Source organism: uncultured Nevskia sp., assembly GCF_903885465.1.
Taxonomy (GTDB): Bacteria; Pseudomonadota; Gammaproteobacteria; order Nevskiales; family Nevskiaceae; genus Nevskia.
The window spans coordinates 1-9,717 of record NZ_CAISIQ010000538.1 but is presented as its reverse complement, the minus strand read 5'-3'; the positions used below and the strand labels follow the sequence as shown (position 1 = coordinate 9,717).

At 65.5% G+C, this 9,717-nt stretch carries 9 protein-coding genes; 3 read left to right on the top strand and 6 right to left on the bottom strand.

Annotation, left to right across the window (positions count from 1 at the left end):
* On the top strand, positions 1–1,631 hold a 1,631-nt coding region (locus tag QZY06_RS20825; RefSeq protein ID WP_295687856.1), incomplete at its 5' end, for an SEC-C metal-binding domain-containing protein.
* 93 nt (positions 1,632–1,724) lie between these two features.
* Entirely contained in the window at positions 1,725–2,945 is a 1,221-nt protein-coding gene (gene argJ, locus QZY06_RS20820; RefSeq protein WP_295687854.1) for a bifunctional glutamate N-acetyltransferase/amino-acid acetyltransferase ArgJ, read from the top strand.
* Between the two features lie 37 nt (positions 2,946–2,982).
* Here argJ and QZY06_RS20815 read toward each other — a convergent pair whose 3' ends face one another.
* Positions 2,983–3,693: a dienelactone hydrolase family protein gene (locus tag QZY06_RS20815; RefSeq protein ID WP_295687852.1), complete on the bottom strand. Its 711-nt coding sequence runs from the start codon at positions 3,691–3,693 to the stop codon at positions 2,983–2,985.
* 134 nt (positions 3,694–3,827) lie between these two features.
* Between QZY06_RS20815 and QZY06_RS20810 the strand changes: the two genes are divergently transcribed.
* Entirely contained in the window at positions 3,828–4,766 is a 939-nt protein-coding gene (locus QZY06_RS20810; protein ID WP_295687850.1) for a Nudix family hydrolase, read from the top strand.
* A 66-nt stretch (positions 4,767–4,832) separates the two neighbouring features.
* Here the strand turns inward: QZY06_RS20810 and QZY06_RS20805 are convergent, their stop codons facing one another.
* From QZY06_RS20805 to QZY06_RS20785, 5 genes are all read right to left on the bottom strand, one after another.
* The gene (locus QZY06_RS20805; RefSeq protein WP_295687847.1) at positions 4,833–5,027 is read right to left on the bottom strand and encodes a DNA gyrase inhibitor YacG; all 195 of its coding nucleotides are present in this window, start codon (positions 5,025–5,027) and stop codon (positions 4,833–4,835) included.
* The gene (zapD, locus tag QZY06_RS20800) at positions 5,024–5,809 is read right to left on the bottom strand and encodes a cell division protein ZapD (protein WP_295687845.1); all 786 of its coding nucleotides are present in this window, start codon (positions 5,807–5,809) and stop codon (positions 5,024–5,026) included. The genes QZY06_RS20805 and zapD overlap by 4 nt, the downstream gene beginning before the upstream one ends.
* A 70-nt stretch (positions 5,810–5,879) precedes the next feature.
* Positions 5,880–6,497: a dephospho-CoA kinase gene (gene coaE, locus QZY06_RS20795; protein ID WP_295687842.1), complete on the bottom strand. Its 618-nt coding sequence runs from the start codon at positions 6,495–6,497 to the stop codon at positions 5,880–5,882.
* Complete coding sequence (locus QZY06_RS20790) at positions 6,497–7,357, bottom strand: A24 family peptidase (RefSeq protein ID WP_295687839.1); 861 nt, start codon at positions 7,355–7,357, stop codon at positions 6,497–6,499. The genes coaE and QZY06_RS20790 overlap by 1 nt, the downstream gene beginning before the upstream one ends.
* Positions 7,358–7,487: 130 nt before the next feature.
* Positions 7,488–9,473, bottom strand: a complete 1,986-nt coding sequence (locus QZY06_RS20785; protein ID WP_295687835.1) for a M2 family metallopeptidase — start codon at positions 9,471–9,473, stop codon at positions 7,488–7,490.
* Positions 9,474–9,717 lie beyond the last annotated feature (244 nt).

Below are 9,717 nucleotides of genomic sequence, written 5' to 3'. Positions count from 1 at the left end.
AGAACTATTTCAGGCTCTATTCGAAGCTGTCCGGCATGACCGGCACCGCCGATACCGAAGCCTTCGAGTTCCAGAACATCTACAACCTCGAAGTCATCGTCATCCCGACCAATCGGGCGATGGTGCGCGATGACCGCGGCGATCTGATCTACATCAGCGCCAAGGGCAAGTTCGATGCGGTGATCAAGGACATCGAAGAGGTTCATGCCAAGCGCCAGCCGATCCTGGTCGGCACCGCGAGCATCGAGACCTCCGAACTGCTGGCCAATCTGCTGACTCAGAAGGGCATCGTCCACGAAGTGCTGAACGCCAAGCAGCACGAGCGCGAAGCCGAGATCGTCGCGCAGGCCGGCCGTCCCGGTGCGGTGACCATCGCCACCAACATGGCTGGCCGCGGTACCGACATCGTGCTCGGCGGTTCACTGGAAGCTGAACTGCATGCGATTGCGGAAGACGACGTAGCCGCCCGGGAAGCCGCCAAGGCGGCATGGAAGGAGCGTCATGCGGCGGTCGTCGCCAGCGGCGGTCTGTATGTGATCGGCTCCGAACGCCATGAATCCCGCCGCATCGACAACCAGCTGCGTGGCCGTTCCGGTCGTCAGGGCGATCCGGGTGCCACCCGCTTCTATCTGTCGCTCGATGACACGCTGATGCGTATCTTCGCGCCGCCGTCGATGCGCGGCCTGCTGCAGCGCCTTGGCATGCAGGAAGGCGAAGCGCTGGAAGCGAAGATGGTGACGCGCTCAATCGAGACCGCGCAGCGCAAGGTGGAAGCGCACAACTTCGACATCCGCAAGAACCTGCTCGAGTACGACAACGTCGCCAACGATCAGCGCAAGGCGATCTACGAGCTGCGCGACGAGCTGATGGGCGCCGCGGTCGTGACGCCGATGATCGACGACATCCGCGCCGACGTGGTCACCGCCGTGGTCGCCGTGCATGTGCCGCCGCAGAGCCCCGAGGAGATGTGGAACCTCGAAGCGCTGGAAGAAGCGCTGCGCAAGGATTTCGGCACCATGCTGCCGATCCGCCAGTGGGCCGAGGAAGACCCGCAGCTCGACGACCGCAAGATCAAGGAACGGATCGGCGAGATCCTGTCGACGACCTACGCCGACAAGAAGGCGAAGATCGGTGGCACCGTGCTGGAGTCCTTCGAGCGCGAAACCCTGCTGCGCGTGCTCGATACCTTCTGGCGCGAGCATCTGGCGGCGATGGACTACCTGCGGCTCGGCATCCATCTGCGCGGCTATGCGCAGAAGGACCCGAAGCAGGAGTACAAGCGCGAAGCGTTCACCATGTTCAACGATATGCTGGCGCGCTTCAAGCACGAAGTGGTGTCGCGCCTGGCCCGCATCCAGATCCTCACCGAGGACGAGGTGCACGCGCTTGAAGAAGCGCGCCGCGCCGCCGCGCCGCCGATGGAGTTCCAGCATGCCGATGCCCAGTCGGTGATCGACCAGCCGGACGTCGTGGCGGTCGAACCCACCGGCGAAGGTCGAAGCCTGAGCGCGCCGACTACCGTCGACCGTCCGGAAGCCTTCGTCCGCGACATGCCGAAAGTCGGCCGTAACGATCCTTGCCCCTGCGGCTCGGGCAAGAAGTTCAAGCAGTGCCACGGGGCGCTGGTCTGAGAAGCGGTGGTCAGTGGCTCGTGGCCAGTGGCCAGAAAATGAAGTTCACCGTCGTCGTTAACTGATCACTGACCACCAGCCACTGCTTCCACCATGGCCGTCAATCTGAATGAACCGGGACCACTGACGCCGATCGCTGGTGCCCGCCTGGGTTCTGCCGAAGCGGCGATCAAGAAGCCGGGCCGGCAGGATCTGCTGATTATCGAGCTGGCGCCGGGCACTCGCGCGGCCGGCATGTTCACGCAGAACGCGTTCTGCGCTGCGCCGGTCCAGGTCTGCCGCGAGCGGTTGGCGGTCAGTCAGAACATCCGTGCGCTGCTGATCAATGCGGGCAACGCTAATGCCGCGACCGGTACCCAGGGGCTCGCCAACGCACGTGAAACCGCTGCTGCGGTAGCGGCCGCGATCGGTTGCGATCCGTCCCAGGTGCTGCCGTTCTCGACCGGCGTGATCGGCCAGCAACTGCCGGTGTCACGGATGATCGAGGCGATCCCGAAGGCCGCCGCGAACTTGCAGGCCGACGGCTGGAACGCCGCCGCCCGCACGATCATGACCACCGACACGATCCCGAAAGGCGCGACGCGCAGCGTCGCGACCTCGCAGGGGCCGGTCACGGTCACCGGTATCGCCAAGGGCGTCGGCATGATCTATCCGAACATGGCGACCCTGCTGGCCTACATCGGCACCGATGCGCGGCTGACGGCAGAGGCGACGCAGACCCTGATCCAGCATGCGGTCGCTGCCTCGTTCAACAGCGCGACCGTCGACGGTGATACCTCGACCAACGATTCCTGTGTGCTGTTCGCGACGGCGCAGGTCGGCAGCCGCGATGTCGATACCGGCCACGCCGATTACCCGCTGATCGCGGCAGCGGTCACCGAGGTCTGCATCGAACTCGCCCAGGCCATCGTCCGCGATGGCGAAGGCGCGACGCGCTTCATCACCGTCGATGTCGAAGGCGGTGGCACGGTCGACGAGGCGCGGCTGGTGGCGTATTCGATCGCCCATTCGCCGCTGGTCAAGACCGCGATGTTTGCCGGTGATGCGAACTGGGGCCGGCTGGCGATGGCGATCGGCAAGGCCGGCGTGCCGGGCCTTGATCCGGGCAAGGTCGATCTCTGGCTGGACGATGTGCGCCTGCTCGACGGCGGCGAACCGCATCCTTCGTATCGCGAGGAACTCGGCTCGGCTGTGGTTGCCAAGCCGGAGTTCACGATCAGGGTCGGCCTGGGTCGCGGCACCGCCAAGACCCGGGTCTGGACCTGCGACTTCAGCTACGACTACGTCAAGATCAACGCCGAATATCGGACCTGAACCTCGCCGCGCGCATCGCGCGGCGAGATTGGTGATCTCAGGCCAGCACTTCGGCCAGGAAATCCTGCATCGACTTCATCGACCGCGCTTCGGCCAGCGCGTCATGGGCGGCGACGCCGGGCATGTTCGCGCCGGGCATCGAGAACGCATGCAGGGTTTTGCCGTAGATATGCAGTTGCCAGTCGTTGCCAGCAGCGTTGAATTCGTCGCGGAAGGCGACCGCATCCTCGAACGGTGCCAGCGGATCGGCATCGCCGTGCAGCACCAGTGCCTTGGCGGTGATCTTGTTGGCCGGCAGTCCGTTGCCCTTCAGCAGGCCGTGGAAGCTGACCACGCCGCGCACGTCGGCGCCGCTGCGGGCCAGATCGAGCACGCACAGGCCGCCGAAGCAGAAACCGATCGCGGCGATGCGCGTGGCATCGACCTCGGGCAGCGCCCGCACGGTGGCAACGGCGAGCTTGATGCGGCGCGCGAGCATGGTCCGGTCTTCCATGAACGGCGTCATCAGCGCACTGCATTCCTGTACCGTTTCTCCGGTGACGCCGACGCCGTACATGTCCAGCGCGAAGCCGACATAGCCAAGTTTGGCGAGCTTCTCTGCCTGGCCATTGCTGAAACTGTTGCGACCGCCCCAGGCATGGCTGACCAATACCGCGGGACGCTGCCCGAGGCTGTTATCGAAGTAGACGCGGCCGCGCAATGCAACGCCCTGATCCTGGTAATCAACTCTGCGGGTAACGATGGCCATGCCGGTGAATCTCCTGAACGCGATGTGGATGACGAGATGAATTCGATGACGACCCGTGCGCGCCTGCTTCCGAGGCGCGTCGAAGCGTGGCAGCGCGATTGTGACTGCAGGCCGCGGCCGCTGGCGAGCCGCCGATGAGCAGGCCGTTGATCGATGTCGCTTGCGGCGTGCTGATCGACGCTGAGGGCCGGCTGCTGATCGCCCAGCGTCCGGCCGGCAAGATCGCTGCCGGCAAGTGGGAGTTTCCGGGCGGCAAGATCGAGCCGGGCGAAACCGCTCTCGACGCGCTGAAGCGCGAACTGCACGAGGAACTGGGCGTCGACATCACCGCCGCCCGGCCGCTGCTGCGTTTCCGTCACGACTACAGCGATCGCCAGGTGCTGCTCGACACCTGGCTGGTCGATGGCTGGGACGGCGAGCCACAGTCGCGCGAGCAACAGGCGTTCGCCTGGCGCCGGCTCGATCAGTTGGACGATCTGGATCTGCTGCCGACCGTGACGCCGATCGTCGCTGCGCTGCGCCTGCCGCGGCACTATGTGTTCACGCGGCCGGACGCGACCTTGATCGAGCTGCTGACCCAGCTCACGCGGCTGCCGCACGGCGCGCTGCTGCGGCTGAGGCTGCCAGGGCTGGATGAGCGTGCCTATGCCGCGCTGGCGACGACCTTGCTGCCCGCCTGCCAGGCGGCCGGGCTGAAGCTGATCCTCGATCGCGATCCGGCAATGGCGGCGGCGATCGGTGCCGATGGCTGGCATGCAAGCGGTTTGGCGCTGACGCGCTATGGCGCCAGGCCGATCGCGCCTGAACTGTGGTTCGGCGCGTCGGTGCACAACGCGGAGCAGCTGCGCGTTGCGCAGATCGTCGGCGCCGATTTCGCCGTGCTCGGACCGGTGTTCCAGACCGCGACCCATCCGGGCGCAGAAGGCATCGGCTGGACCGGGTTTGCCGAGCGGCGCGGCGTGGTCGGCCTGCCGGTCTATGCGCTGGGTGGCTTGTCGCCCGGCGATCTGTTCGAGGCCCGCCGCGCGGGCGCGCAGGGCATCGCGGCGATCAGCGCGTACTGGCCGAGGTAGGGCGGCCCGCGGCCGCCGGCGCTTTCCGCCCGGACAGAACAAGGCGGCCATGGGCCGCCCTACGGTCTAGTCGCCGAAATCTTCGGGATCGGGTACCGCCGGGATTGCATGCCGGCCATCGAACCAGGCACCGAGATCGAGCAGCTTGCAGCGCTCGCTGCAGAACGGCCGCGAGGGATTGCGCTCGTCGAGGCGGCTGGAAGCGCCGCATTGCGGGCAACGGGCGATGCGGATGGCATCCGCCTTGTTGCCGGTGCTCATTCCTGGTTGCTCAGGCTGCAGCACTGCAGATGGAAGCCGATGTCCTCGGCGGTCTGCACGTTGCGCTGATTGACGTCGCCCAGGCGCATGAAGCGGAACGAGAAGCGGTGCTTGCCGGCGCTGATTTCGGGATAGACGTCGCTGTCCGGCGGCACATGGACCCGCAGCAGCTGGAACACGCCGGTCGGCACATGCAGGTAGACGCCGCCCTGGGCGATCTGCTCGCTGCTGGCGGTGGAATCGCGCAGCAGGCGCAGATACAGGCCGATCGCCACCTGATACGGCTTGAGAATCGAGAACCAGCGCGACAGGTCACGCTCGGTGTTCGCATACGGCCGCGCCAGCCAGCGGTGAAAGGCCGGGAGATCGAACATGCAGGTGCCGCCGGGAATGCCGCTGCGGTTCATCACCGCGAACAGGAATTCGTTCTCGCGCAGCACCGTCGACGGATGAACCCCGGAATTGTGCAGGCTGGTCAGCACGACGGTGATTTCGGCGAGCACGGCATCGAGCCGGGCGCGGTCCAGTTCAGGACGGGTACGAAAGCGGTTCAGCAGGCTGCGCTGCTCGGTGAGATCGCGGATCAGTTCGGTGCGCAGATCGCTGCGGCCGATCACCGACAGGATGTCGAGCAAGGTCTGCAGGCCGGCGCGAATGCCCCAGGCAGTGGCGTCGCTGCCGCAGTGCGCGTATTCCGCGAACAGGAACTCCACACGCAGCAGGGACCGCGTCCGCTCGTTCAGCGGCTGCTCGAAACAGACCCATTCGGCAGTACGGTCCATTGCATCCCGGTTGCGCGCGTGTCGGGCATTGTGCCCCGCAACATCCGGTGCGGCAAACCCTGGCGATCAATTACGGTGCAGAGCGTCGGGCCGAGCCCAGGCTGGTGTAGTGACGATGCAGCCGGGCGACTTGTGCTTCGACGGTGCGCGTCTCGTCGCGGTTGTCGACGACATCGTCGGCACGGCCCAGGCGCAGGCTGCGGCTGGCCTGGGTGGCGATCATCTGGCGCGCCTGCACCTCGTTGGCGCCGTCACGTGCGGTCAGTCGGCGCAGCTGCACGTCCTCCGGCGCATCGACGACCAGCACCCGATCAACCAGCGCCGCCATGCCGGCTTCGATCAGGATCGCTGCCGAATAGATGCAGTACGGCGCGGTCTGCGCGGCGCGCCAGGCAGTGACTCTCGCGCGGATCGCCGGATGGGTGATCGCTTCGAGGCGCCTCAGCGCGGCCGGATCGGCGAACACGACGTCGCGCAGCGCCCGGCGGTTCAGCGTGCCGTCGGCGTTCAGCATGTCGGCACCGAAGCTCGTCGCGATCTCGGCCAGCGCTGGCGATGGCGGAGCAACCACCTCGCGGGCGACCTCGTCGGCTTCGAGCAGTGGCACGCCTAGCTTGATGAACAGGTTGGCGACATGGGTCTTGCCGCTGGCGATGCCGCCGGTCAGGCCGATGGTGAAGGTACTCATCAGCGTGCTCCGGTGACGCCGCCGAGGGCATCGCCCCAGATCAGCATCAGCCAGCCGGCGCCGGCGATGTACGGGCCGAACGGGATCGGCACGTTGCGATCATGACCGCGGAACACGATCAGGCCGAGGCCGATCACGGCACCGACGGCGGACGACAGCAGCAGCAGGATCGGTAGAGACATCGCGCCGAACCAGGCGCCGAGGCCGGCCATCAGCTTGAAATCGCCATAGCCCATGCCGTGCTTGCCGGTGATGATCCGGAACAAGTGATAGATCGACCACAGGCTCAGGTAGCCGACGATCGCGCCCCAGATGCTGGCCGACATGCCGACGAACACCGGCACCGTGCTCAGGCCCAGGCCCAGCCACATCAGCGGCAAGGTCATGTTGTCGGGCAGGATGGTTTCGCGCAGGTCGATCACGGTCAGCGCGATCAAGGTCCAGGTCAGCACCAGCGCCGCTGCCAGTTGTGGCGACCAGCCGAAACGCCAGACGCAGACCGCCGACATCAAGGCCGAAGCCAGTTCCACCAGCGGGTACTGCATCGAGATGGCGGTCTTGCAGCTGGCGCAACGGCCGCGCAGCAGCAGCCAGCTGACAATCGGGATGTTCTGCCAGGCGCGAATCGCGCTGCCGCAGCCGGGACAGCGTGATGGCGGCTGGGTCAGCGACAGCTTCGGCGCCTCGACCGGCGCCAGTTCCAGCAGTTCGCGGGCTTCGGCCTGCCAGTCAGCTTCGAGCATCCGCGGCAGCCGCAGGATCACCACATTGAGGAAGCTGCCGACCACCAGGCCGAGCAGGGTCGTGGTGATGCCGAGAAACAGCGGGTCGTTGGCAAGCGCGTCGATCAGGGCAGTCATGCGCAGCGGTTGGCATTCGCGAGAGGGGAGCGGCGGTGATCGTAACCGCTAGTCCGCCACCGGCGCAGCCCGTCGGCAGAGCGGTTCAGGTGGGCGGATGGGCGCCGACCTGAACCAGCCCGAGTCGTGCCTAGCGGGTCGCCGCTGCCAACGGATCCGCCGGTGCCGTCCAGCCGCAGTTCTTGCCAGCGTTCTGCTGTTCCAGATAAGCCTTCAGCGGCGCGAAGTATTCGAGGATCGCCGAGGCATCCATCTGCCTGGTACCGGTCAGCTTCTCCAGCGTTTCCGGCCAGGGTTTGCTCTGGCCCTCCCGAAGCATCGCCATGAATTTCTCGCCGGCAGCCTTGTTGCCGTAGATGTCGCAGTCATGCAGCGGGCCCTTGAAGCCGGCGGCTTCGCAGAGCGCCTTGTGGAACTGGAACTGCACGACGAAGCTCAGGAAGTAACGCGTGTACGGCGTGTTGCCGGGAATGTGGTACTTGGCACCCGGATCGAAATCCTCCTCGCTGCGGGCCATCGGCGGTGCCACGCCCTGGTATTCCTCGCGCAGCTTCCACCAGGCCTTGTTGTAGTCGGCTGGCTGCACTTCGCCGGAGAACACTTTCCAGCGCCATTGATCGACGAGCTTGCCCCAGGGCAGGAAGACGATCTTGTCGAGCGCCAGCTTCATCTGCGAATTGATCACCGCTTTTTCGTCGGTCTTCACGTCCTTGACCAGGCCGATCTTCTTCAGATGCTCTGGCGTCAGCGACAGGGTCACGGTGTCGCCGATCGCTTCATGGAAACCGTCGTGCGCGCCGTTCTGGAAGATCGGCGGCTGGTCCTTGTACATCAGGTAGTAGTAGATGTGACCGAGCTCGTGGTGGATCGTGGTCAGCGATTCCTCGTCCGGCACGATGCACTCCTTGATGCGCACATCGCTCTCGCCATCCATCGGCCAGGCCGAGGCATGGCAGACCACATCGCGATCGCGCGGCTTGACCAGCATCGACTTCTGCCAGAACGATTCCGGCAGTTTCGGCATGCCCAGCGAGGTGTAGAAATCCTCAGCGACCTTGGCCATCTTCACGGCGAACTGGGCATCGGCCTTGTGCTCGAGTTCGGCGAGGTCGACCGGTGTCGGCTTGCCTTTGAACGCCGCGAGCAGGGTCTGGTACTCGGTCTTGCGCTGGGCTTGCAGCGAAGCGCTGACATCGAGATCGGACACGCCCTTGTACGGCTCGACCAGCGGATAGAGATTGCCCCACTGCTGCGCCCACATGTTGCCGAGCAGATGAGCCGGGATCAGGCCGTCCTTCGACACGACGCTGTCGCCGTACTTCTCGTTGAGCTTGTTGCGCACGTGGCAGTGCAGCGCGTCGTACAGCGGCTTCACCTGGCCCCAGAGGCGTTCGGTCTCGGCCGAGAAATCCGCCGGGCTCATGTCGTAGCCGCCGCGCCACCATTCGCCGGCATCGGCATAGCCGGATTCCTTGGCGGCGCCGTTGTAGAGGCCGACGAAGTTCTGGTAATCGTCGCGGATCGGCTTGGCAGTCGCGTGCCAGCCGGCCCAGGCTTCGGCGATCTGCGCTGGAGTGTTCTTCAGTTCGACGTTGTTGACGATCTTTTCGACTTCCGGCAACGACAGGCATTCATCGTTGCCGGCGGTGCTCTTGCGGCACCACTGGCCCTTGCCGTAGTTGGCTTCCATGTCCGACAGCACGGCGGCGAGCGCGGTGCGGTCCTCGGCCTTGCTCGGCGATACCGAACTGATGCGGATCAGTTGCAGCGATCGTTCGGTGACCGGCGACAGATCCTTGAGCACGTAGAACGGCTTGGCGGCCTGGCCTTCGTTGTAGCTGAACTCCAGCGCCTGCTCGCCGGCGCGCGACGCGATCATCTGCGAATCGTCGGTGATGTAGGTCGACTGCAGCCATTGGGCTGATGCCACGTATTTGCCGAGCGCCTTGAACTGCTTGTTGAAGTCGGCGACGAAAGCATCGGCCTGCGCCGCCGTTGGCGCTGCCTTGGCTTCGGCTGCAGGGGCAGCGGCTTTGTCACCGCAGGCGACGAGGCTCAGCGCGGCGCTGGCAGCGAGGCTGGCCCACAGGATTCTTGGATGGATGAGACGAAGCATCAGGTTCTCCCGGATTGGTGCGGGGCGCTGTTCAGCGCCCGATGCGCTTGGATGGCGATTGGCCGGAAACGGTTTGAATGAAGCCTCAGCGAACGGTGCCCATCAACCGCTTGATCGGCTTGATCATGATCGCCATCAGCAGCCCCAGCGTGCAGGCCAGCGCGAAGATCATCAGATAGCGGCCCGGCGCGCTGGCGATGTCATCGGCGCCAAGATGGCCGGCAATCAGGCCGGACAGCAGGTT

Bases quoted from the DNA above. Each gene is read 5' to 3' on its own strand.
- QZY06_RS20785 (WP_295687835.1), bottom strand. From the start codon at position 9,473: ATGCTTCGTCTCATCCATCCAAGAATCCTGTGGGCCAGCCTCGCTGCC.
- QZY06_RS20805 (WP_295687847.1), bottom strand. From the start codon at position 5,027: ATGAGCACCGGCAACAAGGCGGATGCCATCCGCATCGCCCGTTGCCCG.
- QZY06_RS20810 (WP_295687850.1), top strand. From the start codon at position 3,828: ATGAGCAGGCCGTTGATCGATGTCGCTTGCGGCGTGCTGATCGACGCT.
- QZY06_RS20815 (WP_295687852.1), bottom strand. From the start codon at position 3,693: ATGGCCATCGTTACCCGCAGAGTTGATTACCAGGATCAGGGCGTTGCA.
- zapD (WP_295687845.1), bottom strand. From the start codon at position 5,809: ATGGACCGTACTGCCGAATGGGTCTGTTTCGAGCAGCCGCTGAACGAG.
- coaE (WP_295687842.1), bottom strand. From the start codon at position 6,497: ATGAGTACCTTCACCATCGGCCTGACCGGCGGCATCGCCAGCGGCAAG.
- argJ (WP_295687854.1), top strand. From the start codon at position 1,725: ATGGCCGTCAATCTGAATGAACCGGGACCACTGACGCCGATCGCTGGT.
- QZY06_RS20790 (WP_295687839.1), bottom strand. From the start codon at position 7,357: ATGACTGCCCTGATCGACGCGCTTGCCAACGACCCGCTGTTTCTCGGC.